We start from the raw sequence: 22,301 nt of genomic DNA on the forward strand, positions 1-22,301 counted from the left end.
ACATGATAACCCATTCTCCATTTCAGTGTGACTTTCGAGCTATTTTACGTCTCATATCTCCTGGTGATGATGTGTTATTATTAGGTGATGGAGTGATTATGGGAATCGAGAGCGGGATTACTTTTCCGGCACTTTGTAATAGTACACAGCATGTGTATATTTTAAAGGTGGATCTGATCGCAAGAGGTCTCCTTATTTATATTTCACCACAGGCAACAGTGATAACCTATAATGAATTTATAAATCTTACAATAGAACATCCCCAACAAATATCATGGTGAATACTCTATAGGATTTTCTGATTTATTGACTCTTATGTGGTATAATCTTATTATATCACATAAGAGTAATAATTGATGTTAGGACAATATAATCTCCTTAGCAAGCAGGATGAGAAATCAAAAAGGATTAGAACCAAGGAGTGCAGTTATGGCAACAGTTAACCAACTGGTTCGTAAACCACGCGTGCGTAAGACTTCAAAAAGTAATGTGCCTGCGTTGGAGGGGTGTCCTCAAAAACGTGGAGTATGTACTCGAGTATACACTACTACCCCTAAAAAACCGAATTCAGCTTTACGTAAGGTATGTCGTGTGCGTTTAACAAACGGATTTGAAGTTACCTCCTATATTGGAGGGGAAGGGCATAACCTTCAGGAACATTCTGTAATCTTAATTCGTGGTGGTCGTGTAAAAGATTTACCAGGCGTACGGTATCATACCGTACGGGGTGCACTGGACTGTTCCGGTGTTAAAGATTGTAAACAAGCACGATCGAAGTATGGTGTGAAAAAACCGAAGGCTTGATAAGTTTCTGTTAAGGTTAAGTAAGACCAAACCTTTCACTAGAGGGTGAAACATCTCTTATATGAATGAGAGATACTCGTATCGTTTTGGGGCATTCTGAATTTATAACGGAGTACTACATGCCACGTCGTCGGATTATAGGTCAGCGTAAAATTTTGCCCGATCCTAAATTTGGATCGGAGTTACTAGCGAAATTTATTAATATTCTAATGGTTGATGGCAAAAAATCTATCGCTGAATCTATCGTTTATCATGCATTAGAAGCCTTAACTAAGCGTTTTAGTAAAAATGGGTTAGAAGTTTTTGAAACCTCTTTGGATAATGTTCGACCCATTGTAGAAGTGAAATCTCGGCGTGTAGGGGGTTCAACATATCAGGTACCTGTTGAAGTTCGACCAATTCGGCGTAATGCATTAGCAATGCGCTGGATTGTTGAATCTGCCCGCAAACGCGGTGATAAGTCTATGGCATTACGTTTAGCAAATGAATTGGCTGATGCTGCAGAAAGTAGAGGTGCTGCAGTAAAAAAACGTGAAGATGTTCATCGTATGGCTGAAGCTAACAAAGCCTTCGCTCATTATCGCTGGTAACAGACATACACCTGCTATAGACCGAGTAGAACAGAATAGGGTTATAGTATCTAATCTAATGCAAATCGGCGCACTTAGGATATCTGAGGTTCAGAGGAATCACATGGCTCGTAGCACACCTATAACGCGCTATCGTAATATTGGTATCAGCGCACATATCGACGCAGGTAAGACAACCACTACTGAGCGTATATTATTTTATACTGGCGTAAATCATAAAATTGGTGAAGTGCATGATGGTGCGGCGACTATGGACTGGATGGAGCAAGAGCAGGAGCGTGGTATTACCATAACCTCTGCAGCAACCACTGCTTTTTGGTCTGGTATGGCTAAACAGTTTGAGCCTCATCGTATTAATATTATTGATACCCCTGGACACGTTGATTTTACTATTGAGGTAGAGCGTTCAATGCGTGTTCTAGATGGCGCAGTAATGATTTATTGCGCCGTGGGTGGTGTACAACCACAGTCTGAAACTGTATGGCGTCAGGCTAATAAATATATAGTGCCGCGTATTGCATTTATTAATAAAATGGACCGCATGGGAGCGAATTTCCTAAAAGTGGTGCAGCAAATTAAAGCACGGCTTTTAGCCAATCCAGTGCCAATTCAGTTGCCTATTGGCGCAGAAGAGAAATTTACTGGTGTGATTGACTTAGTAAAAATGAAAGCTCTTAATTGGAATGATGCTGATCAAGGTGTTACGTTTACATATGAGAACATTCCTCACGATATGAAAAATATAGCTGAAGAATGGCATCAAAAATTACTTGAATCTGCTGTTGAGGCTTCTGAAGATTTGATGGATAAATATTTAAATGGTCAAACTCTTACTGAGGAAGAAATAAAAGATGCTCTGCGGCAGCGCGTTTTAAGTAATGAAGTAATTTTAGTGACATGCGGATCTGCTTTTAAAAATAAAGGCGTTCAGGCAATGTTAGATGCGGTAATTGAATACCTACCAGCACCAACTAATGTTCCTGCAATTAAAGGTGTATTAAATGATGGCGCAGATACATCAGCAATACGTTATTCGGATGATAGTGAGCCATTTTCTGCACTTGCATTTAAAATTGCTACTGACCCCTTTGTGGGTAATTTAACCTTTTTTCGTGTCTATTCGGGGGTGGTTAAATCTGGCGATACAGTAATGAATGCAGTTAAGTCACAACGTGAGCGTTTAGGTCGTATTGTGCAAATGCATGCTAATAAACGTGAAGAGATTAAAGAAGTATATGCGGGCGACATTGCTGCAGCTATTGGCTTAAAAGACGTGACAACAGGAGATACTTTATGTGATATCAATAATATCATTATTCTAGAGCGCATGGAATTTCCTGAGCCAGTTATTTCTGTAGCAGTAGAGCCAAAAACTAAAGTGGACCAAGAAAGAATGGGTATGGCTCTGGGGAGATTGGCGAAAGAAGACCCTTCATTCCGCGTCTGGACTGATGAAGAATCTTCTCAAACAATCATTGCTGGGATGGGAGAACTGCATTTAGAGATTTTAGTGGATCGGATGAAGCGTGAGTTTAATGTTGAAGCAAATGTGGGAAAACCACAGGTAGCCTACCGTGAAACTATTCGTCAGCGTGTGACTGATATTGAGAGTAAATATATTAAGCAATCAGGCGGACGTGGGCAATTTGCTCATATTGTAATTGATATGAGTCCTCTAGAGGATGAAGGTTTAGGTTATGAGTTTATTAATGATATTGTTGGAGGCGTGATTCCTAAAGAATTTATCCCTGCTGTGGATAAAGGGATCCAAGAACAACTCAAGTCTGGGCCATTGGCCGGGTATCCTGTTGTGAATATCCAGGTGCGTTTACATTATGGTTCATATCATGATGTTGACTCTTCTGAATTAGCTTTTAAGATAGCCGCTTCGTTAGCTTTTAAATCTGCATTTAATCAAGCAAAACCTGTGTTACTAGAACCAATCATGCAGGTTTCAGTTGAAACACCAGAAGAGTATATGGGTGATGTCATTGGTGATCTGAATCGTCGCCGCGGTCTCATTGAAGGTATGGATGAAACCACTACTGGTAAGACCATTCGTGCGCAGGTGCCTTTATCTGTGATGTTTGGTTATGCCACTGATCTACGTTCACAGACTCAAGGTCGTGCTTCGTACTCTATGGAGTTCTTGAAGTATGCTGAAGCGCCGAGTTATGTGGCTCAGGCTGTTATTGAAGCTCGCAGTAAATAAGTTTTTGGGTTTATATTATTTACCAATGCTCACCGACTACAGTGTGAGTAAAGAAAGTAAGGAATATCATCGTGGCTAAAGAAAAATTTGAACGTTCTAAACCCCATATTAATGTCGGTACTATTGGTCATGTGGATCATGGTAAAACCACTTTAACTGCAGCCATTACTACTGTACTGGCTAAAACGTATGGCGGTACTGCGCGTGCATTTGATCAGATAGATAATGCGCCAGAAGAGAAAGCACGTGGTATAACGATTAACACCTCGCATGTAGAATACGATACTAAAACACGACATTATGCACATGTAGATTGTCCAGGGCATGCTGATTACATTAAAAATATGATCACTGGGGCTGCTCAAATGGACGGGGCGATTTTAGTGGTTGCAGCGACTGATGGTCCTATGCCTCAAACTCGTGAGCATATTCTTCTGGGGCGTCAAGTTGGTGTACCTTATATTATTGTCTTCCTAAACAAATGTGATATGGTTGATGATGAAGAGCTTCTCGAGCTTGTAGAAATGGAAGTGCGAGATCTTTTATCTCAGTATGACTTCCCTGGTGATCTTACACCCATTGTTTACGGTTCTGCGCTTAAAGCCTTGGAAGGTGACCCCTTGTGGGAATCAAAAATTATCGAGCTAGCGAATCATCTAGATAATTATATTCCACAACCAGAGCGTGCAATTGATCAGGCATTTTTACTACCAATTGAAGATGTTTTCTCCATCTCTGGTCGCGGGACTGTGGTGACGGGTAGAGTAGAACGTGGTGTTATTAAAGTAAGTGAGGAAGTTGAGATTGTGGGTATTAAGGATACTGTAAAATCCATTTGCACTGGGGTTGAAATGTTTCGTAAGCTTTTAGACGAAGGGCGTGCAGGTGAAAATTGTGGAATTTTATTACGCGGTATTAAGAGGGAAGATATCCAAAGAGGGCAAGTACTAGCCAAACCTGGCACTATTAAGCCACATACTAAATTTGAATCTGAAGTGTATGTATTATCTAAAGAAGAAGGTGGGCGTCATACCCCGTTTTTTAAGGGATACAGACCTCAATTTTATTTTCGCACAACTGATGTAACAGGTTCTATAGAATTACCAGAAGGTATTGAGATGGTGATGCCAGGCGATAACATCAAAATGGTAGTAACCCTCATCCACCCTATTGCTATGGATGAAGGTTTACGTTTTGCTATTCGTGAAGGGGGTCGCACTGTAGGGGCAGGTGTTGTTGCTAAAGTCATCGCGTAACGTGAAGACACTTTATCTATAATTATGCATCCAAGACTAAAAGAGCGCTAAAGCGCTCTTTTAGTCTTGGATGCTCTTTAATACATTCATATATCATTGATATCAGAAAGATTACAGTTGATTTAACTCAATAGATCATATATAATAAAAATTATATACAGGTGATTCAAAATATAGAGAAATTATAATATATGATACTATCGGTTAATGCATGAGATGATGAATTACTCGTACATATATATCTTGTACCTGCCTGTGTAGAATGAACGATTGCGTGCGTATACCAATCATTTAAGATTGGATATAGTATTTTTTTTGTTTATAAATAATTGGAGTTCTGGTATTATGCAGAACCAAAGAATCCGTATCCGTCTAAAAGCATTTGATCATCGTTTAATTGATCGATCTACGCTAGAAATTGTAGAGACCGCTAAGCGAACTGGCGCGCAGGTACATGGTCCTATTCCATTACCGACTCGTAAAGAACGTTTTACTGTCTTAATTTCTCCTCACGTTAATAAAGACGCGCGGGATCAGTACGAGATTCGTACGCATAAGCGTTTAGTCGACATCGTTGAACCAACCGAAAAAACAGTTGATGCGTTGATGCGCCTAGATCTAGCTGCTGGTGTAGATGTGCAGATCAGTCTAGGTTAATCTGCTCATTCATTAGGTGCGGAGTGAAAATGATTGGTTTAGTCGGTAAAAAAGTGGGTATGACTCGAATCTTCACAGAAGAGGGTATATCTGTTCCAGTGACTGTAATCAAGCTGGAAGAAAATCGCGTCATTCAGGTGAAAAAACGCGAAACAGATGGTTACACTGCGATACAAGTAACTACTGGTGTACAAAGATCACAGCGTATGACTAAGCCTCAGGCCGGTCATTTTATTAAATCTGGTACTTCAGCAGGACGAGGTTTATGGGAGTTTAGACTGCCCGAAGTTACATCGTTTAATGTAGGTCAAAGTGTGAATATTGATGTTTTATTACATGCTAAAAAAGTTGATATATCTGGAACATCTAAAGGTAAGGGTTTTTCTGGCACAGTAAAACGTTGGAATTTTCGGACTCAAGACTCAACACACGGGAACTCTTTATCTCATCGAGTGCCAGGTTCTATCGGTCAAAACCAAACTCCTGGTAAAGTTTTTAAAGGTAAGAAAATGGCAGGGCAGATGGGCAATCAGCGTGTGACAATTCAGAATTTGAAAATAATACAAATTGATATTGATCAAAACCTGCTTCTAGTTAAAGGAGCCGTACCTGGTGCTACTGGTAGCGATCTTATAATTAAACAAGCTGTTAAGGGGTAAAAAGGTAAAGGAATGGAATTAGCATTAAAAGACGCACAAGGGGCGCTAACTGTTTCTAATGCCACCTTTAATTGTAATTTTAATGAAGCGCTGGTACATCAGGTTGTAGTTGCGTATGCAGCTGGCTCGCGCCAGGGAACACGTGCACAGAAAACGCGTGCTGAAGTTATTGGATCAGGTAAAAAACCATGGCGTCAGAAAGGTACTGGGCGCGCACGTGCGGGTTCTGTTAAAAGTCCGCTTTGGCGTTCTGGAGGAATTACTTTTGCTGCAAAACCACAAGATCATGCTCAAAAAGTGAATAAAAAGATGTATAGAGGTGCGATAAAAAGTATATTTTCTGAGCTGATACGTCAAAATAGATTGATTGTTGTTAAGAATTTTTCTTTAGAAGCGCCGAAAACGAGATTGCTTACCCAAAAACTGCGAGAGATGCACATAGAAAAAGCCCTTATTATCACTTCTTCTATAGAAGAAAACTTATTCCTTGCGGTGCGTAATTTGTATAATGTACATGTGTGCCATACAACAAGTATGAATCCTGTGCAATTAATTGCATTTAATACTGTAATTATTACTTCTGATGCAGTGAAGAAATTGGAGGAAATGCTCGCATGAAATGGGAAGAGCGTTTACTCAAAATACTGCGAGCCCCGCATGTTTCTGAAAAAGCATCTCGCTTGATGGAAAAAAATCATACCATTGTGCTTAAAGTAACCATGGATGCTAGTAAATTTGACATTAAATCTGCTATAAATAAAATTTTTAAAGCAGAAGTAAAATCCGTGAATACACTATTAGTTAAAGGAAAGACTAAGCGTCATAAAAAACGTCTGGGTCGTCGCAAAGACTGGAAAAAAGCGTATATTACTCTGAAAGAAGGGCACAAGATAATAGATTTGGTTGGTAGTAGTGAATAAAGCAGGAGTGGTATAAAAATCATGACAATTATACAATGTAACCCGACATCTCCGGGTCGTCGTCATGTAGTAAAAGTGCTCAATTCAGAATTATATCAAGGAAAACCGTTTGCCTCCCTAGTAGAAAAAAAGAGTAAAACTGGCGGTCGTAATAACAAGGGTCGCATCACTACTCGACATATTGGTGGAGGGCATAAACAGGCTTACCGTGTTATTGATTGCAAACGCAATAAAGATGGAATCCCAGCATATATTGAACGTCTTGAATATGATCCAAATCGCTCTGCTAATATTGCATTGGTTATTTATAAAGATGGTGTCCGTCGTTATATCTTAGCGGCCAAAGGTCTCAAATCTGGCGATGAGATTCAATCTGGTATTGACGCTTCTATTAAAACCGGCAATACACTTCCTATGCGCTATATTCCAGTTGGATCTACGGTGCATAATGTGGAGCTTAAACCAGGAAAAGGTGGACAAATTGCACGTGCTGCAGGTACCTATGTACAGATTGTTGCGCGTGAAGGTGCTTATGTGACATTACGTTTACGTTCCGGTGAGATTCGTAAGGTTGAGTTAGATTGTCGTGCTACTTTAGGTTCAGTTGGAAATGAAACGCATATGTTGCGTGTGTTAGGTAAAGCTGGTGCTTCACGTTGGCGAGGTATTCGTCCAACTGTTCGCGGTACTGCAATGAATCCAGTAGATCATCCGCACGGCGGTGGCGAAGGCCGTAACTTTGGAAAGCATCCAGTGTCTCCGTGGGGGTTACAAACAAAGGGTAAGAAGACTCGTCGAAATAAACGTACTGATAAATTTATCATACGCCGCCGTAGTAAATAATTTTAGAGGATAAGCTATGCCGCGTTCTCTCAAGAAGGGTCCCTTTATTGACCTGCACTTGCTAAATAAGGTAGAAAAAGCTTTAGAAAGCGGAGAAAGGAAACCTGTACGTACCTGGTCACGTCGTTCAACAATTTTTCCAAATATGATTGGTTTAACTATTGCCATTCATAATGGTCGTCAGCATGTTCCTGTTTTTGTATCTGAAGATATGGTTGGTCATAAATTAGGTGAATTTGCTCCTACGCGTACCTATCGTGGCCACACTGCTGACAAAAAAGCTAAAAAACGATGAGCTAGGAGCTAGAGATGGAAACTTTTGCAAGACAACGACACGCTCATTCTTCTGCACAAAAGATTCGCTTAGTGGCTAATCTTATACGGGGTAAGAAAGTGTCAAAAGCCCTAGATATTTTAAGGTATACCAACAAAAAAGCAGCGGTATTGGTTCAAAAAGTTCTGGAATCTGCCATTGCTAATGCTGAGCATAATGATGGTGCAGATATTGACAAGTTAAGAATTACAAAGATCTTTATTGATGAAGGTCCGAGCATGAAGCGTATTATGCCACGTGCAAAAGGTCGTGCAGATCGAATTCTCAAGCGCACAAGCCATATTACTCTAGCTGTATCCGATCGCTCAGACTGTGGAGAGTAGCAATGGGTCAAAAAGTACATCCAAATGGTATTAGATTGGGTATAGTGAAATCTTGGAACTCAACGTGGTTCGCTAATACCAAAGAATTTGCTGATAATTTAGACAGTGATTTTAAAGTACGTCAGTTCCTCATGAAAGAACTGTCTAAAGCTTCAGTTTCTCGCATCGTTATAGAAAGACCCGCTAAGAGCATACGAGTCACAATTCATACTGCTCGTCCTGGTATCGTGATCGGTAAAAAAGGCGAAGATGTAGAAAAACTTCGGCAGGTCGTTGCAAAGATCTCTGGTGTACCGGCGCAAATTAATATCTCTGAGGTGCGTAAGCCAGAATTAGACGCAAAATTAGTTTCTGATAATATAACTTCACAGTTAGAACGTCGTGTAATGTTTCGTCGAGCCATGAAACGGGCAGTGCAGAACGCAATGCGTTTAGGCGCTAAAGGGATAAAAGTAGAAGTGAGTGGTCGTTTAGGTGGTGCAGAAATTGCACGTACTGAATGGTATCGCGAGGGTCGTGTTCCTTTACACACTCTACGAGCAGATATTGACTACAATACATCTGAGGCTCATACTACTTATGGTGTCATCGGCGTAAAGGTGTGGATATTTAAAGGCGAGATCCTAGGTGGTATGAATATAGGCGAACCGCCAGAGCAACAACCTTCGCAGCCTAAAAAAAAGCAGCGTAAAAGCCGTAAGTAAGGAGAACCGCTGATGTTGCAACCAAGGCGTACAAAATTCCGTAAAATGCAAAAAGGTCGCAATCGTGGTCTAGCGCAAGGTACGGATATTAGCTTCGGTGTTTTTGGCTTAAAAGCTGTGGATCGTGGTCGTTTAACTGCACGTCAGATAGAAGCGGCACGTCGTGCTATAACCCGCGCCATGAAGCGACAAGGTAAAATATGGATACGTATTTTCCCCGATAAGCCCATTACTGAAAAACCATTAGAAGTACGTATGGGTAAAGGTAAAGGTAACGTTGAGTATTGGGTCGCCCTGATTCAGCCAGGGAAAGTTTTATATGAAATTGACGGTGTACCAGAAGAGGTTGCACGCGAGGCATTTAAGTTAGCAGCAGCAAAATTATCTATTAAAACTACCTTTGTCACTAAAATGGTAATGTAATGAAAGCAACAGAGCTGTGTGAACAAACTATACAAGATCTTCAGATTCAGCTTCTTAACCTTTTGCGTGAACAGTTCAATTTGCGTATGCGGGCAAGATCTAGTCAGTTTAAAAAAACTCATATTTTTAAGCAGGTTCGTCGTGATATTGCGCGCGTAAAGACTGTATTAACTCAAAAGGCAAAAATATCATGACCGATAACATCCGGACTCTTCAAGGTCGCGTAATTAGTAATAAAATGGAGAAATCTATTGTTGTTTCTATTGAGCGTTTTGTAAAACATCCAATATATGGAAAATTTATTAAACGTACCACAAAATTACATGTACATGATGAGTATAACCAATGTGAGATTGGCGATATAGTAAGTATCAGAGAATGTCGTCCATTATCCAAGACGAAATCTTGGACTTTTGTTAACATTGTAAAAAAAGTAACCCTCTCTTAGTGCTCGGCATATGCATAGAAGATAAACGGTTCCTGCAGGAACCGTTTATCTTCTATCTATTCACATAGTGGAATAGGTATTAGCATGCTGGAGTCTCTTCTATAATTATAGAGAGTTATAATAAGCATCAGCGGAGTACTAAAATGATCCAAGAACAGACTATGTTGACTGTCGCCGATAATTCCGGAGCACGTCGCGTAATGTGTATCAAGGTTCTGGGTGGTTCGCATCGGCGATATGCCAGTATAGGTGATATCATCAAAATTACTATTAAAGAGGCAATTCCTCGTGGTAAGGTAAGAAAAGGTGATGTACTGAAGGCAGTAGTCGTGCGTACAAAACAAGTCGTGCGTCGCCCAGATGGTTCTGCCATTCGCTTTGATAGGAATGCATGTGTAATCTTGAATAATAATAACGAACAGCCAATCGGAACAAGAATTTTTGGGCCGGTGACCCGTGAATTACGTAGTGAAAAGTTCATGAAGATTATCTCTTTGGCACCAGAGGTGCTCTAAGGAATAAGAATGGCAGCAAAAATCAAGCGCAAAGATGAAGTGATTATTCTTACAGGTAAGGATAAAGGTAAACGTGGTAAAATACAAAAAGTATTACTGTCCGGAAAAGTTTTTGTGGAAGGTATTAATTTAGTTACAAAACATCAAAAACCTGTTCCATCTATGCATAACTCAGGTGGCATTATGAAAAAAGAAGCAGCAATACATATTTCTAATGTTGCTATTTTTAATTCAGAAACTGGTAAGTCTGATAGAGTAGGATTTAGATTTGAAGAAGGCCAAAAAGTCCGTTTTTTTAAATCTAATAAAAAAACGATTAAGTAGTCTGGGGTAGTACAATGTCGAGATTGCACGATTTTTATAAAGAAGAAGTGGTAAAAAATTTAATGCATGATTTAAAATATCACTCTATGATGCAGGTTCCTCGTATTGAGAAGATCACTCTTAATATGGGCGTGGGTGGAGCGAGTGGTGATAAGAAATTACTGGATAATGCGGTAGCTGATTTAATAGCCATTTCTGGCCAAAAACCGGTCATCACTAACGCGCGTAAATCAATTGCAAGCTTTAAAATACGTCAAGGTTACCCAATCGGTTGTAAAGTTACTCTGCGCGGTGAACGGATGTGGGAGTTTTTTGAGCGTCTAATTTCTATTGCTGTTCCACGTATTCGTGATTTCAGGGGTTTGTCGCCTGCATCTTTTGATGGACATGGAAATTATAGCATAGGAGTCCGTGAACAAATTATTTTCCCAGAAATTAATTATGATCGCGTCGATCGTATTCGCGGAATGGATATTAGTATTACCACCACTGCCAGATCGGATGATGAAGGCTTAGCGCTATTGAATGCATTTCATTTCCCATTTCGAAAGTAAGAGGGAGGTCTGCCTGATGGCTAAAAAAGCACTAAAAGCACGTGAAGTTGTTCGCGTTCGGATGGCACAAAAATATCGTTCGCAACGCGAAGCATTAAAATTGATTATTTCGAGCCTGCACTCATCTTCTGAAGATCGCTGGAATGCAGTTCTTAAGTTGCAGACTATACCTCGTGATGCAAGTCCATCACGTCAGCGTAACCGCTGCCGTCAAACTGGTCGTCCACATGGTTATGTAGGAAAATTTGGATTGAGTCGGATTAAGTTGCGTGAAGCCGCCATGCGGGGTGAGGTGCCTGGTTTGAAAAAAGCAAGCTGGTAATCACAAATTACATACTAGGAGTAAAGATAGATGAGCATGCAAGATCCGATTGCAGATATGCTGACTCGTATCCGTAACGGCCAATCTGCAAATAAAGTTTCAGTCAAGATGCCCTCTTCTAAAATAAAATTAGCCATTGCGCATGTTCTGAAAGAGGAAGGCTACATTACAGCATATAAAAAAACACAGGATGTTAAGTCGGAGTTAGAATTAATTTTAAAGTATTTCAATGGTAAATCTGTTGTTGAGAGCATTGAACGTGTTAGTCGTCCAGGTTTAAGGATCTACAAGAGAAAACATCAATTACCTAAAGTTATGGCTGGTCTAGGTATTTCTGTAGTGTCTACTTCTAAGGGTGTTATGACTGATCGTACGGCTCGTCAAACAGGTTTAGGTGGCGAAATTATCTGTTACATAGCTTAAAATTGGAGGGGAAATGTCTCGTGTGGCTAAAACACCCGTTAGTATTCCTATACATGTACAGGTAAGCGTGAACGGTCAGATAATTTCTGTTATAGGTAAAAATGAGCAGTTACGTCGTACTTTACATCAAGCCGTGATAGTTAAAAAAGTAGATAATACTCTTGTTTTCTTTCCAAAAAAAGGTTTTATTGATGGATGGGCTCAAGCAGGTACTGCTCGCGCTTTAGTGTACGCTATGATTATTGGTGTAACAGAAGGTTTTATTAAAAAGATACAGCTGGTAGGAGTCGGCTATCGCGCTACGCTAGCAGATAACAAGTTAACTTTATCCTTAGGCTTATCTCATCCCATCAATCATACGCTACCCCAAGGAATTACCGCTACGTGCATTAGTCAAACTGATATTACACTAAGAAGTGCTGATAAACAACTACTAGGTCAAGTTGCCGCTGATTTACGATCTTATCGCCTTCCTGAACCTTATAAAGGTAAAGGAGTACGTTATGCTCATGAAGTCGTACGTCGCAAAGAGGCTAAGAAAAAATAGGGTAACATTATGGATAAAAAAGCTTCTCGTCTCAGACGAGCAACTCGCTTACGTTGTCAACTAAAAGATCTTGGTGCTATTCGTTTGGTGATACACCGTACTTCACGTCATATATATGCACAAATCATTTCTCCTAATGGTTCTAAAACTTTAGTGACTGCCTCGACAATAGAAAAAGTAATTTATACGCAACTAAAATACACGGGTAATAAAGATGCTGCGATTACTGTTGGTAAGGCAGTTGCTGAACGTGCAATTGGAAAAGGTATTACACATGTTTCTTTTGATCGCTCTGGCTTTCAATATCATGGTCGGGTTCAGGCATTGGCAGACGCAGCTCGTGATGCTGGCCTACAGTTCTAAGGTATAAGGTGTAAGATGGCAAATATCGACAAACAAGCTGGCGAACTACAAGAAAAACTCATTGCAGTGAATCGCGTTTCTAAAACTGTAAAAGGTGGTCGTATTTTTTCGTTTACAGCATTAACTGTTGTAGGAGATGGTAATGGGCGCATGGGCTTCGGTTATGGTAAGGCACGGGAGGTTCCAGCAGCAATTCAAAAAGCAATGGAAAAGGCTCGGAGAAATATGAGCTATTTTTCGCTAAACAAAGGTACGCTGCAGCATCCTGTTACAGGATGCCATACTGGCTCTCGTGTATTTATGAAGCCAGCCTCAGAGGGCACTGGAATTATTGCCGGAGGCGCGATGCGAGCTGTCTTAGAAGTTACTGGTATCCATGATGTCTTGGCAAAAGCCTACGGATCTACTAATCCTATTAATGTAGTACGTGCTACTTTAGCGGGTCTTATGAATATGAAATCACCAGAAAGTGTTGCCGCTAAGCGTGGAAAATCCGTTGAAAATATTCTTGAGGGTATTCGCAATGGTTAATACAATTAAGATTACTCAAATACGTAGTGCAATTGGCTGCTTACCAAAACATAAAGCTACACTGATTGGCTTAGGCCTCCGTCGAATACACCATACTGTATATCGTGAGGACACTCCTTCTATTCGAGGTATGATTAATGTGATTTCGTATATGATTAAAGTAGAGGAGGAGTAATCGGTGCATCTAAATACTCTTTCGCCTGCTCATGGGTCAAAGCATGTAACAAAACGCTTAGGACGTGGTTTGGGTTCTGGCTTCGGGAAAACTGCTGGGCGGGGTCATAAAGGCCAAAAGTCACGCGCTGGTAGTGGCGCACATCGTGGATTCGAAGGAGGGCAGATGCCTTTGTATCGGCGTTTACCAAAATTTGGTTTTATTTCCCATAAGGCCATTGTGACCTCACAAGTACGTTTATCTGATCTGAATAAAATTGAAGGTACTATCGTTGATCTAAAAACGCTTAAAGCAGCACGTTTAATTGGTATGAAGATTGCATTTGTAAAAATAATTCTATGTGGTGACATCACTCGAGCAATTACGATCCGAGGCCTTCGTATTACAAGAGGTGCTCGTTCTGCAATACTCGCTGCTGGTGGTATAATTGAGGCGTGAGTTTTAGATGACTAAGCAATCAGGAATAAATTTCCAGAGCGCAAAAAGTGGTTTACGTGAGCTCAAGACAAGACTAATATTTGTGGTTTTGGCTCTTACTATTTTTCGTATTGGTTCTTTCATTCCGATACCAGGTATTGATGTTACTATTGTTTCCAACCTATTAGAACATCAGCGCGGAACCATTATTGAAGTATTTAATATGTTCTCTGGTGGCGCCTTGAGTCGTGCATCTATCTTTGCTTTAGGCATTATGCCTTATATCTCCTCATCTATTATAGTGCAGATAATATCCATGATACATCCGAAATTATCTGAACTAAAAAAAGAAGGTGAGACGGGCCGTCAAAAAATTAATCAATATACTCGCTATGGTACGCTATTATTAGGTGTGTGTCAGTCTATCGGTATAGCAGTAGGTTTACCAAATATACCAGGTATGAAAGGTTTGGTATTAGATCCAGGATATGGATTTTATATTACTGCCGTGATTAGCTTAGTGACTGGGACTATGTTTCTGATGTGGCTAGGTGAACAAATTACGGAGAGAGGGATTGGCAATGGTATCTCCATAATAATTTTTGCAGGTATTGTTGCAGGTTTACCGCCTGCGATTGTACATACTATCGAACAAGCAAGACAAGGGGATCTAAACTTTATCTTATTGCTTTGTGTGGCGTCTTTAGTGTTTGCAGTAACCTTATTTGTTGTATTTATTGAGCGCGGTCAAAGAAGAATTATCGTACATTACGCGAAACGTCAGCAAGGTCGACGCATATATGCGGCACATCACACGCATTTACCGCTAAAAGTTAATATGTCTGGAGTTATTCCTGCTATTTTTGCTTCTAGCGTAATCTTACTGCCAGCCACTATTACATCTTGGTTTGGGGGTGAGAAAAATTTAGGATGGTTAACCACTCTTTCGTTCTCACTGCAGCCTGGCCAACCATTTTATGTGATACTATATACTATAGCAATTATATTTTTTTCTTTCTTTTATACTTCTTTGGTTTTTAACCCGCGTGAAACAGCAGATAACCTAAAAAAATGTGGTGCATTTATTTTAGGCATTCGTCCAGGAGAACAAACAGCAAAGTATATTAATAAAGTTATGACTCGACTGACGTTCATTGGTGCTTTATATATTACTTTTATTTGTCTTATTCCAGAGTTTTTACGCAATGCAATGAAAGTTCCATTTTATTTTGGTGGTACATCTTTACTCATTGTAGTTGTTGTGATTATGGACTTTATATCACAAGTGCAGATTCTATTAATGTCAAGTCAATACGAGTCTGTTTTAAATAAAGCAAATTTGAAAAATTATAGTCCTTAGTGGGTGGAGAGCAAAAGTGAAAGTATGTGCCTCGGTAAGAAAATTTTGTCGCAATTGTAAGGTTATTCGTAGAAAAGGTGTTGTGCGAGTAATTTGCAGCACAGAGCCTAAACATAAGCAGCGACAAGGCTAATGTGGTCTCATATTTCAGGTGTGATCAGACCGACTTTCATTTTCTGTGTATTGACTATGTCTACTAATAGAAGTATCCTAAAGGGCTTTTGGATATAAACGGTATCATAACAGTACTAGTTATCAATATATAGGAGTGCATAGTGGCCCGTATAGCAGGGATTAACATTCCTGATCATAAACACACCGTCATTGCATTAACTGCGATATTCGGTATTGGCAAAAGTCGTGCACAGTCTATCTGTGGGTTAACGGGTATCGCCGAAGAGGTTAAGATCAGTGATCTACTAGAAGAACAAATGGACATGCTTCGCGATGCAGTAACAAAATTTGTCGTTGAAGGTGATTTACGTCGTGAAGTTACTCTCAGTATTAAGCGTTTAATGGATCTTGGTTGTTATCGTGGATTGCGCCATCGTCGTGGTTTGCCAGTGCGCGGTCAACGCACTAAAACTAACGCCAGGACACGCAAAGGCCCCCGTAAACCGATCAAGAAATAATGTAGGTGATTAAATAATGGTAAAGGCACCAATTCGTTCACGTAAGCGCGTAAAAAAACAATTGTCTGATGGTGTAGCTCATATTCATGCATCATTTAATAATACTATCGTGACAATTACTGACCGTCAGGGTAATGCATTAGGGTGGGCGACTGCCGGAGGATCCGGTTTCCGTGGTTCTCGTAAATCTACTCCATTTGCTGCACAGGTTGCTGCCGAGCATTGTGCTGAATCTGTAAAAGATTATGGTATTAAAAACTTGGAAGTGATGGTCAAAGGTCCTGGTCCAGGTCGTGAGTCAACTATTCGTGCTTTAAATGCTGCTGGTTTTCGCATTACGAATATTACCGATGTGACTCCAATCCCACATAACGGTTGTCGTCCACCCAAAAAACGTCGCGTGTAACATTTCGTTTTGAGGAATCTTGGAGAAAAACATGGCAAGATATCTGGGGCCAACACTAAAAATAAGTCGTCGTGAAGGTACGGATCTATTTCTTAAGTCTGGTATTCGTGCAATTGATACTAAATGTAAATTAGACAAATCTCCTGGTCAGCATGGAGCGCGCAAGATGCGCTTATCTGATTACGGAGTACAATTACGAGAAAAACAGAAAGTTCGTCGTATGTATGGAATACTAGAGCGTCAATTTCATAATTATTATAAAACAGCAACACGCTTAAGAGGTAATACGGGAGATAATTTGTTATCGTTGCTCGAAGGGCGTCTAGATAATGTAGTTTATCGTATGGGTTTTGGGGCTACACGTGCAGAAGCACGTCAGTTAGTGAGTCATAAATCCATTATGGTAAATCGTCGAGTAGTTAATATTGCTTCTTACCAGGTAGCGTTGAATGATGTTATCAGTATTAGAGCAAAAGCAAAAAAGCAATCTCGTGTACAAGCTGCTTTAGAGTTAGCTAACCAGCGTGAACATCCAACATGGTTAACTGTAGATGTGAATAAAATGGAAGGGATCTTTAAATATGTTCCTGGACGTACTGACCTTACTGCAGATATTAATGAACACCTGATCGTCGAGCTTTACTCTAAATAAAGTAGGATTCAAGAGAGGACATAATGCAGGGTTCTGTTACTAAATTTTTAAAACCGCGCTTAGTGGATATTGATCAAATAAGCTCGAGATGTGCGAAAGTGACTCTTGAGCCTTTAGAGCGTGGATTTGGCCATACTCTAGGGAATGCATTACGCCGTATTTTGTTATCATCGATGCCAGGCTGTGCTGTGACTGAAGTTGAGATTGATGGTGTTTTACATGAGTACAGTACTAAAGAGGGCGTTAAAGAGGACATTTTAGAAATTCTTTTGAATATAAAAGGGTTAGCAATTATACTTTATGGGAAAGATGAAGTAACTCTTTCGTTGCATAAAACTGGTGTAGGTCCGGTAATGGCAGGGGACATTACTTATAATGCCGATGTTGAGATTATGCAAAAAACACATTTACTATGTCACCTAACGAACGAAAACGCTAGTATTAGTATGCGTATCAAAGTACAGCGTGGTCGCGGTTATGTGCCAGCTTCTTCGAGAGTGAATGCTGTATTAGATGAGCGTGCGGTCGGTACATTGTTAATTGACGCTTGTTACAGTCCCATAGAGCGTATTGCCTATAATGTTGAGTCAGCGCGTGTAGAGCAGAGAACTGATTTAGATAAATTGGTGATAGAGATTGAAACAAACGGCACTATTGATCCTGAGGAGGCCATCCGAAGAGCAGCTACTATTTTATCAGAACAATTAGAGGCATTCATTGATTTAAGAGATGTACGTCAGCCTGAAATTAAAGAAGAAAAACCAGAATTTGATCCCATTTTATTACGTCCGGTGGATGATCTAGAATTAACTGTGCGTTCTGCTAATTGTCTTAAAGCAGAGGCTATTCACTATATTGGTGATCTAGTACAGCGTACTGAGGTAGAGCTTCTGAAGACACCTAATCTAGGTAAAAAATCTCTTACTGAGATTAAAGATGTGCTAGCAGCTCGTAGCTTATCTCTTGGAATGCGCTTAGAAAATTGGCCGCCAGCTGTACTAATTAATAATCTAATCGTAGGTTAAGCTTTTCGTAAGGAGGAGAAGTATATGCGACATCGTAAAATTGGTCGCAAACTCAACCGTAATAGTAGCCATCGTCAGGCTCTGTTCCGTAATATCGCTATTTCTTTGGTGCATCATGAGGTAATTAAAACCACCTTACCAAAAGCAAAAGAATTACGCCGTATCATTGAGCCATTGATTACACTGTCTAAGGTGGATAGTGTAGCTAATCGTCGCCTAGTATTTGCTCGTATTCGCAACAACGAAGTAGTAGCGAAATTATTTACTAAACTTGGCCCGCAATTTGCGCACCGTCAAGGTGGTTATACACAAATATTAAAATGCGGTTTTCGACTGGGTGATAATGCTCCAATGGTTTATATTAAGTTCCTTGATCGTTTGGAAACACAAGAATAATACATTCTGGTAAAATCACAACACTTTATATTGGTACACTTTTATATTTGGATAAAATGTATACATATGATGCGTGTTTTTTGTATAAGGATGAGTGTGTGAGCTGCAGTGTATAAAATATCAGATATATTATATAATATTAGATTCATATCAAGTGTATCGCTTGTTTCTATGAATAATTGAGTATGTTATAAATGAAGAATTATAGATCAGAAAGCACTTCTATAACAGTACGTGACTTACATGGTTACTTAATTTTTTTTGAAAATTGGAGTGAGCATGTTGCTAAAGAGCTAGCAAAAGAGGAAGGCATCGAACTCAGTCTGGCACATTGGGAAATTATATATCTTGTACGTCACTTCTATTTAGAATTTAATATTTCACCAACAATACGTATGTTAGTTAAAGCAATAGAACAAAGACACGGAAAAGAGCATGGAAATAGTCGTTATCTTTTCCGCCTTTTTCCCAAAGGTCCAGCTAAGCAAGCAACTAAAATTGCTGGTCTTCCAAAACCTGTGCAGTGTCTTTAAATACTTATATATCTGACTAACTTGCTGGTATATTTACTAAATTCGTCTTTCTATTAAAAGACTAAATTATGATGATAGATATATCCACATCATACTACCCTATTACATGTATGACGGTTACTGACTATAAAGAGAGTGGTTACTTATTTATCATGCCTTACAAAAAATCCAAGACCTTGGTGTGACAGTTATAACGTTACTTTGTGAATGTTGTTAAAAATACTGGCATATCTTTAATATGAAGCATGTATCATAGCGAGAAAATTTCTGCATTACACCATTTTATATGAAAAAACTGTATCTAGAATGCTTATATTTTTTTAGATATTTAGCTGTGCTAAAAATATATTATTGAACCTCCTAAGGTTATGAAATATAGTAAGAATATCAAGAATTATTTCATAACACAAATGTAGTTCAGTACATCAAGATCCTATCAATCATGAATCTGCATTGTGCTGTATTTGCAGTTTGTAGTGGCGTACTTACAAGTATTGAAATATTTTCATAAATATTTTATATATCTATAATGTACAGGATATACATAGCACAAGCGCTTCTTTTTATAGTGAGTGTACGATATATATTATTTTGATAAAACTTCGTAATTCAATTCAAATAAAATGGATATTGATTAATATCATAAACGCATAACTAATTATTAGCAGAGTGTTATCTCACTGTAAATCTGATCATATAGATAAGCTCAATATATTTCATAAAATAAAAATCATCGAAGTGTGCAGGAGTACATAACGTTATTTAACGTGTCTAGTACTTTTTAATTCTAGATGATTCTGATCTATATTACTAAAGATATATATGCATATGGGACGTATTGTTTATATGATACTCATGTGGATTTCTTATAATTAATCGTAATCATGCTTTATATTACTGTCAATTTCATAGAATAAGTGAAGTTACCATTGCATTTTTGTGCGTATGGTGTCAAATGTGCGCTACATGTTATGTTCGAAAAAACCTGACTTAAAAGTATTTACAATAATGGAGTTCTTATCACTAACCTACATAGGTTATGTTGATAGTGTCGCAATATTTTTGAACGTCATACAATATATTACATTTGTTCTATTATTCACCAACATCAATTTTAATTGAGTATGGAGTGATTACGAATGAAGCTTACCCTTCCTGATTTTACGAATGCAAGCGTATTGATCATAGGGGATGTAATGTTAGATCGCTATTGGTGTGGTACTGCTACTCGAATGTCTCCTGAAGCACCAGTGCCAGTTGTAAACGTGTATACAGTAGAGGAACACCCAGGTGGGGCAGCTAATGTAGCTATGAATATCGCTGCATTAGGCTCTAAGGCTTATTTAGTTGGTTTAATTGGGATAGATGATGCAGCAGATATTCTTATGAATATCTTGCGGGATCGTCAGGTACAGTGTGACTTAGTGGCTACATCCACTCATCCTACAATTATTAAACTACGCATACTCTCACGTAACCAGCAGCTGATACGTCTGGATTTTGAGAAAAGATTTGAAGAGGTGAATGCTGAGAAAATATATCATAGAATGCAGAATTTACTCTCACAGGTGAGAGTTTTAGTATTATCCGATTATGCTAAAGGAGCTCTCTCCCGTATAAAAGATATCATATCTTTAGCACGTAAAGAAAACATTTCTATTTTAGTAGATCCAAAAGGAAAAGATTTCTCTCGTTATTATGGTGCAACTCTTCTGACGCCAACCTTACATGAATTTGAAGAGGTAGTAGGGAAGTGTTACAGTGAAGATGATATTATTGCACGAGGCTTAGCGTTAATAGAAAAGTATGCATTTTCTGCACTATTGATTACACGTTCGGAGAACGGTATGACGTTATTGCAACCAGGAAAATCACCTCTGTATCTGCCGACACAAGCAAAAGAAGTTTTTGATGTGACTGGCGCAGGCGATACAGTGATCGGCGTAATAGCAAGTGCTTTAGCGGCGGGAGAAACACTGGCGGCAAGTTGTTTTTTTGCTAATATAGCTGCAGGTATAGTAGTGGGTAAAATTGGAACTGCAACCGTATCTCCAATAGAGATAGAGAGAGCAGTAATAGGTTTTTCAGAGACAGATTCAGGAGAAATAAACGAAGAACAATTGCTTTTTATGGTACAAAAAGCTAGAGAACGTGGTGAGAAGATTGTCATGACTAATGGGGTATTTGATCTCCTACATGCCGGACATGTTTCTTATCTTGCTAATGCACGTAAGTTAGGAGATCGATTAATTGTAGCAGTCAATAGTGACGTATCTACGCGTCGGTTGAAGGGAGTAACACGGCCAATTAATTCTCTCATAAATCGCATTAGAGTTTTAAATGCTCTTAAAACAGTAGACTGGGTTATTAGTTTTGACGAAGATATTCCGCAACGGATTATTAAGGCGGTTCTTCCTGATATTTTAGTGAAAGGCGGAGATTATCAAAATAAATCTGAAGATATTGCAGGTAGAAAAGAGGTGTTAGAAAACGGAGGGGATGTCAGGGTGTTAAATTTTGAAGAAGGGATTAGTACTAGTAAGATTATTGAAGAAATTATTTCACGCATTAGTTAACTGATATCATTTTTGCTTATTGCATGATGACAATCTCTGTCACCATATTTTTATAGATGCAATATTTCTAATATTTCCACGTAAATTTTTGAATGATAGAAATTTTGTATGTAATGATTAGCCACCATATCCAGAAAGATAGTTTCACTGGAAGTGGTAAAGCGCGATTGTATCGTATTCATTTATGCTTTCAGAAATCTGAAAATAGTGATAGATTTAAATAATGCAGTTTATAAGATCTGTATGCATTGTATTGTAATAAAATACATGTGCATAAATAAACCACTCGTTTCTATTAATATTTGTATATTGATATTCTATTTAAAACCAATGTAGTATGTAAAGTTGATACTTTGAGTCATGTAAATATTTTTATA

General features: G+C 39.0%; 35 protein-coding genes. All 35 read left to right on the forward strand.

The window, feature by feature from the left end:
- The first annotated feature begins 2 nt into the window (after positions 1–2).
- Complete coding sequence (gene tusB / locus ERCILAFE3058_RS01265; RefSeq protein WP_232037571.1) at positions 3–281, forward strand: sulfurtransferase complex subunit TusB; 279 nt, start codon at positions 3–5, stop codon at positions 279–281.
- Positions 282–429: 148 nt separating this feature from the next.
- The gene (gene rpsL, locus ERCILAFE3058_RS01270; RefSeq protein WP_157990059.1) at positions 430–804 is read left to right on the forward strand and encodes a 30S ribosomal protein S12; all 375 of its coding nucleotides are present in this window, start codon (positions 430–432) and stop codon (positions 802–804) included.
- A gap of 119 nt (positions 805–923) precedes the next feature.
- Positions 924–1,394 carry a 30S ribosomal protein S7 gene (gene rpsG / locus ERCILAFE3058_RS01275; RefSeq protein WP_157989674.1) on the forward strand — a complete coding sequence of 157 codons (471 nt, stop codon included), beginning with the start codon at positions 924–926 and terminating at the stop codon, positions 1,392–1,394.
- A gap of 103 nt (positions 1,395–1,497) precedes the next feature.
- Positions 1,498–3,606, forward strand: coding sequence for an elongation factor G (gene fusA / locus ERCILAFE3058_RS01280; protein WP_157989675.1), 2,109 nt, complete (start codon positions 1,498–1,500; stop codon positions 3,604–3,606).
- A 71-nt stretch (positions 3,607–3,677) separates the two neighbouring features.
- Complete coding sequence (gene tuf / locus ERCILAFE3058_RS01285; RefSeq protein WP_157989676.1) at positions 3,678–4,862, forward strand: elongation factor Tu; 1,185 nt, start codon at positions 3,678–3,680, stop codon at positions 4,860–4,862.
- Positions 4,863–5,207: 345 nt separating this feature from the next.
- Positions 5,208–5,519: a 30S ribosomal protein S10 gene (rpsJ, locus tag ERCILAFE3058_RS01290; RefSeq protein WP_072666160.1), complete on the forward strand. Its 312-nt coding sequence runs from the start codon at positions 5,208–5,210 to the stop codon at positions 5,517–5,519.
- 29 nt (positions 5,520–5,548) lie between these two features.
- Positions 5,549–6,178: a 50S ribosomal protein L3 gene (rplC, locus tag ERCILAFE3058_RS01295; protein ID WP_157989677.1), complete on the forward strand. Its 630-nt coding sequence runs from the start codon at positions 5,549–5,551 to the stop codon at positions 6,176–6,178.
- Positions 6,179–6,190: 12 nt separating this feature from the next.
- Positions 6,191–6,796: a 50S ribosomal protein L4 gene (gene rplD, locus ERCILAFE3058_RS01300; protein ID WP_157989678.1), complete on the forward strand. Its 606-nt coding sequence runs from the start codon at positions 6,191–6,193 to the stop codon at positions 6,794–6,796.
- A complete protein-coding gene (rplW, locus tag ERCILAFE3058_RS01305) occupies positions 6,793–7,098 on the forward strand; it encodes a 50S ribosomal protein L23 (RefSeq protein ID WP_157989679.1) in 306 nt (101 codons plus the stop codon). Before rplD ends, rplW begins: the two co-directional genes overlap by 4 nt.
- A gap of 21 nt (positions 7,099–7,119) precedes the next feature.
- The gene (gene rplB, locus ERCILAFE3058_RS01310) at positions 7,120–7,941 is read left to right on the forward strand and encodes a 50S ribosomal protein L2 (RefSeq protein ID WP_157989680.1); all 822 of its coding nucleotides are present in this window, start codon (positions 7,120–7,122) and stop codon (positions 7,939–7,941) included.
- Between the two features lie 16 nt (positions 7,942–7,957).
- On the forward strand, positions 7,958–8,236 hold the full coding sequence (gene rpsS, locus ERCILAFE3058_RS01315) for a 30S ribosomal protein S19 (RefSeq protein WP_157989681.1): 279 nt from the start codon (positions 7,958–7,960) through the stop codon (positions 8,234–8,236).
- A gap of 14 nt (positions 8,237–8,250) precedes the next feature.
- Complete coding sequence (gene rplV / locus ERCILAFE3058_RS01320) at positions 8,251–8,598, forward strand: 50S ribosomal protein L22 (RefSeq protein WP_157989682.1); 348 nt, start codon at positions 8,251–8,253, stop codon at positions 8,596–8,598.
- Positions 8,599–8,600: 2 nt separating this feature from the next.
- Positions 8,601–9,302 (forward strand): 30S ribosomal protein S3, encoded by a 702-nt coding sequence (gene rpsC, locus ERCILAFE3058_RS01325; protein ID WP_157989683.1) that lies wholly within the window; start codon positions 8,601–8,603, stop codon positions 9,300–9,302.
- Positions 9,303–9,314: 12 nt separating this feature from the next.
- On the forward strand, positions 9,315–9,725 hold the full coding sequence (gene rplP / locus ERCILAFE3058_RS01330; RefSeq protein ID WP_157989684.1) for a 50S ribosomal protein L16: 411 nt from the start codon (positions 9,315–9,317) through the stop codon (positions 9,723–9,725).
- A complete protein-coding gene (gene rpmC, locus ERCILAFE3058_RS01335; protein WP_157989685.1) occupies positions 9,725–9,919 on the forward strand; it encodes a 50S ribosomal protein L29 in 195 nt (64 codons plus the stop codon). Before rplP ends, rpmC begins: the two co-directional genes overlap by 1 nt.
- Entirely contained in the window at positions 9,916–10,173 is a 258-nt protein-coding gene (gene rpsQ, locus ERCILAFE3058_RS01340; protein ID WP_157989686.1) for a 30S ribosomal protein S17, read from the forward strand. Before rpmC ends, rpsQ begins: the two co-directional genes overlap by 4 nt.
- Positions 10,174–10,316: 143 nt before the next feature.
- On the forward strand, positions 10,317–10,688 hold the full coding sequence (gene rplN, locus ERCILAFE3058_RS01345; protein ID WP_157989687.1) for a 50S ribosomal protein L14: 372 nt from the start codon (positions 10,317–10,319) through the stop codon (positions 10,686–10,688).
- A gap of 9 nt (positions 10,689–10,697) precedes the next feature.
- A complete protein-coding gene (gene rplX / locus ERCILAFE3058_RS01350) occupies positions 10,698–11,012 on the forward strand; it encodes a 50S ribosomal protein L24 (RefSeq protein ID WP_157989688.1) in 315 nt (104 codons plus the stop codon).
- Between the two features lie 14 nt (positions 11,013–11,026).
- Complete coding sequence (gene rplE / locus ERCILAFE3058_RS01355; RefSeq protein ID WP_157989689.1) at positions 11,027–11,566, forward strand: 50S ribosomal protein L5; 540 nt, start codon at positions 11,027–11,029, stop codon at positions 11,564–11,566.
- A 16-nt stretch (positions 11,567–11,582) separates the two neighbouring features.
- Positions 11,583–11,888 (forward strand): 30S ribosomal protein S14, encoded by a 306-nt coding sequence (gene rpsN / locus ERCILAFE3058_RS01360; protein ID WP_157989690.1) that lies wholly within the window; start codon positions 11,583–11,585, stop codon positions 11,886–11,888.
- A gap of 30 nt (positions 11,889–11,918) precedes the next feature.
- The gene (rpsH, locus tag ERCILAFE3058_RS01365) at positions 11,919–12,311 is read left to right on the forward strand and encodes a 30S ribosomal protein S8 (protein WP_157989691.1); all 393 of its coding nucleotides are present in this window, start codon (positions 11,919–11,921) and stop codon (positions 12,309–12,311) included.
- A gap of 13 nt (positions 12,312–12,324) precedes the next feature.
- Positions 12,325–12,858 (forward strand): 50S ribosomal protein L6, encoded by a 534-nt coding sequence (gene rplF / locus ERCILAFE3058_RS01370; RefSeq protein WP_157989692.1) that lies wholly within the window; start codon positions 12,325–12,327, stop codon positions 12,856–12,858.
- A gap of 9 nt (positions 12,859–12,867) precedes the next feature.
- Positions 12,868–13,221 carry a 50S ribosomal protein L18 gene (rplR, locus tag ERCILAFE3058_RS01375; protein ID WP_157989693.1) on the forward strand — a complete coding sequence of 118 codons (354 nt, stop codon included), beginning with the start codon at positions 12,868–12,870 and terminating at the stop codon, positions 13,219–13,221.
- Between the two features lie 15 nt (positions 13,222–13,236).
- Complete coding sequence (gene rpsE, locus ERCILAFE3058_RS01380; RefSeq protein WP_157989694.1) at positions 13,237–13,752, forward strand: 30S ribosomal protein S5; 516 nt, start codon at positions 13,237–13,239, stop codon at positions 13,750–13,752.
- Entirely contained in the window at positions 13,745–13,927 is a 183-nt protein-coding gene (gene rpmD / locus ERCILAFE3058_RS01385; protein ID WP_157989695.1) for a 50S ribosomal protein L30, read from the forward strand. Before rpsE ends, rpmD begins: the two co-directional genes overlap by 8 nt.
- Before the next feature lie 3 nt (positions 13,928–13,930).
- The gene (gene rplO, locus ERCILAFE3058_RS01390; RefSeq protein ID WP_157989696.1) at positions 13,931–14,365 is read left to right on the forward strand and encodes a 50S ribosomal protein L15; all 435 of its coding nucleotides are present in this window, start codon (positions 13,931–13,933) and stop codon (positions 14,363–14,365) included.
- Between the two features lie 7 nt (positions 14,366–14,372).
- Positions 14,373–15,704, forward strand: coding sequence for a preprotein translocase subunit SecY (gene secY, locus ERCILAFE3058_RS01395; protein WP_157989697.1), 1,332 nt, complete (start codon positions 14,373–14,375; stop codon positions 15,702–15,704).
- Positions 15,705–15,720: 16 nt separating this feature from the next.
- Positions 15,721–15,837 (forward strand): 50S ribosomal protein L36, encoded by a 117-nt coding sequence (rpmJ, locus tag ERCILAFE3058_RS01400; RefSeq protein WP_157989698.1) that lies wholly within the window; start codon positions 15,721–15,723, stop codon positions 15,835–15,837.
- A 142-nt stretch (positions 15,838–15,979) separates the two neighbouring features.
- Positions 15,980–16,336 (forward strand): 30S ribosomal protein S13, encoded by a 357-nt coding sequence (rpsM, locus tag ERCILAFE3058_RS01405; protein WP_157989699.1) that lies wholly within the window; start codon positions 15,980–15,982, stop codon positions 16,334–16,336.
- A 16-nt stretch (positions 16,337–16,352) separates the two neighbouring features.
- Complete coding sequence (gene rpsK, locus ERCILAFE3058_RS01410) at positions 16,353–16,742, forward strand: 30S ribosomal protein S11 (protein WP_157989700.1); 390 nt, start codon at positions 16,353–16,355, stop codon at positions 16,740–16,742.
- Positions 16,743–16,773: 31 nt separating this feature from the next.
- On the forward strand, positions 16,774–17,394 hold the full coding sequence (rpsD, locus tag ERCILAFE3058_RS01415; protein ID WP_157989701.1) for a 30S ribosomal protein S4: 621 nt from the start codon (positions 16,774–16,776) through the stop codon (positions 17,392–17,394).
- Between the two features lie 23 nt (positions 17,395–17,417).
- Complete coding sequence (locus tag ERCILAFE3058_RS01420) at positions 17,418–18,419, forward strand: DNA-directed RNA polymerase subunit alpha (protein ID WP_157989702.1); 1,002 nt, start codon at positions 17,418–17,420, stop codon at positions 18,417–18,419.
- 24 nt (positions 18,420–18,443) lie between these two features.
- Positions 18,444–18,815, forward strand: coding sequence for a 50S ribosomal protein L17 (gene rplQ, locus ERCILAFE3058_RS01425; protein WP_157989703.1), 372 nt, complete (start codon positions 18,444–18,446; stop codon positions 18,813–18,815).
- A gap of 194 nt (positions 18,816–19,009) precedes the next feature.
- Positions 19,010–19,348: a TusE/DsrC/DsvC family sulfur relay protein gene (locus ERCILAFE3058_RS01430; RefSeq protein WP_157989704.1), complete on the forward strand. Its 339-nt coding sequence runs from the start codon at positions 19,010–19,012 to the stop codon at positions 19,346–19,348.
- A gap of 1,139 nt (positions 19,349–20,487) precedes the next feature.
- A complete protein-coding gene (gene hldE, locus ERCILAFE3058_RS01435) occupies positions 20,488–21,924 on the forward strand; it encodes a bifunctional D-glycero-beta-D-manno-heptose-7-phosphate kinase/D-glycero-beta-D-manno-heptose 1-phosphate adenylyltransferase HldE (RefSeq protein ID WP_157989705.1) in 1,437 nt (478 codons plus the stop codon).
- The last annotated feature ends 377 nt before the right edge of the window (positions 21,925–22,301 follow it).

The organism is Candidatus Erwinia haradaeae, assembly GCF_900698955.1.
Taxonomy (GTDB): Bacteria; Pseudomonadota; Gammaproteobacteria; order Enterobacterales; family Enterobacteriaceae; genus Erwinia_E; species Erwinia_E haradaeae_G.

Bases quoted from the DNA above. Each gene is read 5' to 3' on its own strand.
- tusB (WP_232037571.1), top strand. From the start codon at position 3: ATGATAACCCATTCTCCATTTCAGTGTGACTTTCGAGCTATTTTACGT.
- rpsL (WP_157990059.1), top strand. From the start codon at position 430: ATGGCAACAGTTAACCAACTGGTTCGTAAACCACGCGTGCGTAAGACT.
- rpsG (WP_157989674.1), top strand. From the start codon at position 924: ATGCCACGTCGTCGGATTATAGGTCAGCGTAAAATTTTGCCCGATCCT.
- fusA (WP_157989675.1), top strand. From the start codon at position 1,498: ATGGCTCGTAGCACACCTATAACGCGCTATCGTAATATTGGTATCAGC.
- rpsJ (WP_072666160.1), top strand. From the start codon at position 5,208: ATGCAGAACCAAAGAATCCGTATCCGTCTAAAAGCATTTGATCATCGT.
- rplC (WP_157989677.1), top strand. From the start codon at position 5,549: ATGATTGGTTTAGTCGGTAAAAAAGTGGGTATGACTCGAATCTTCACA.
- rplD (WP_157989678.1), top strand. From the start codon at position 6,191: ATGGAATTAGCATTAAAAGACGCACAAGGGGCGCTAACTGTTTCTAAT.
- rplW (WP_157989679.1), top strand. From the start codon at position 6,793: ATGAAATGGGAAGAGCGTTTACTCAAAATACTGCGAGCCCCGCATGTT.
- rplB (WP_157989680.1), top strand. From the start codon at position 7,120: ATGACAATTATACAATGTAACCCGACATCTCCGGGTCGTCGTCATGTA.
- rpsS (WP_157989681.1), top strand. From the start codon at position 7,958: ATGCCGCGTTCTCTCAAGAAGGGTCCCTTTATTGACCTGCACTTGCTA.
- rplV (WP_157989682.1), top strand. From the start codon at position 8,251: ATGGAAACTTTTGCAAGACAACGACACGCTCATTCTTCTGCACAAAAG.
- rpsC (WP_157989683.1), top strand. From the start codon at position 8,601: ATGGGTCAAAAAGTACATCCAAATGGTATTAGATTGGGTATAGTGAAA.
- rplP (WP_157989684.1), top strand. From the start codon at position 9,315: ATGTTGCAACCAAGGCGTACAAAATTCCGTAAAATGCAAAAAGGTCGC.
- rpmC (WP_157989685.1), top strand. From the start codon at position 9,725: ATGAAAGCAACAGAGCTGTGTGAACAAACTATACAAGATCTTCAGATT.
- rpsQ (WP_157989686.1), top strand. From the start codon at position 9,916: ATGACCGATAACATCCGGACTCTTCAAGGTCGCGTAATTAGTAATAAA.
- rplN (WP_157989687.1), top strand. From the start codon at position 10,317: ATGATCCAAGAACAGACTATGTTGACTGTCGCCGATAATTCCGGAGCA.
- rplX (WP_157989688.1), top strand. From the start codon at position 10,698: ATGGCAGCAAAAATCAAGCGCAAAGATGAAGTGATTATTCTTACAGGT.
- rplE (WP_157989689.1), top strand. From the start codon at position 11,027: ATGTCGAGATTGCACGATTTTTATAAAGAAGAAGTGGTAAAAAATTTA.
- rpsN (WP_157989690.1), top strand. From the start codon at position 11,583: ATGGCTAAAAAAGCACTAAAAGCACGTGAAGTTGTTCGCGTTCGGATG.
- rpsH (WP_157989691.1), top strand. From the start codon at position 11,919: ATGAGCATGCAAGATCCGATTGCAGATATGCTGACTCGTATCCGTAAC.
- rplF (WP_157989692.1), top strand. From the start codon at position 12,325: ATGTCTCGTGTGGCTAAAACACCCGTTAGTATTCCTATACATGTACAG.
- rplR (WP_157989693.1), top strand. From the start codon at position 12,868: ATGGATAAAAAAGCTTCTCGTCTCAGACGAGCAACTCGCTTACGTTGT.
- rpsE (WP_157989694.1), top strand. From the start codon at position 13,237: ATGGCAAATATCGACAAACAAGCTGGCGAACTACAAGAAAAACTCATT.
- rpmD (WP_157989695.1), top strand. From the start codon at position 13,745: ATGGTTAATACAATTAAGATTACTCAAATACGTAGTGCAATTGGCTGC.
- secY (WP_157989697.1), top strand. From the start codon at position 14,373: ATGACTAAGCAATCAGGAATAAATTTCCAGAGCGCAAAAAGTGGTTTA.
- rpsK (WP_157989700.1), top strand. From the start codon at position 16,353: ATGGTAAAGGCACCAATTCGTTCACGTAAGCGCGTAAAAAAACAATTG.
- rpsD (WP_157989701.1), top strand. From the start codon at position 16,774: ATGGCAAGATATCTGGGGCCAACACTAAAAATAAGTCGTCGTGAAGGT.
- ERCILAFE3058_RS01420 (WP_157989702.1), top strand. From the start codon at position 17,418: ATGCAGGGTTCTGTTACTAAATTTTTAAAACCGCGCTTAGTGGATATT.
- rplQ (WP_157989703.1), top strand. From the start codon at position 18,444: ATGCGACATCGTAAAATTGGTCGCAAACTCAACCGTAATAGTAGCCAT.
- ERCILAFE3058_RS01430 (WP_157989704.1), top strand. From the start codon at position 19,010: ATGAAGAATTATAGATCAGAAAGCACTTCTATAACAGTACGTGACTTA.
- hldE (WP_157989705.1), top strand. From the start codon at position 20,488: ATGAAGCTTACCCTTCCTGATTTTACGAATGCAAGCGTATTGATCATA.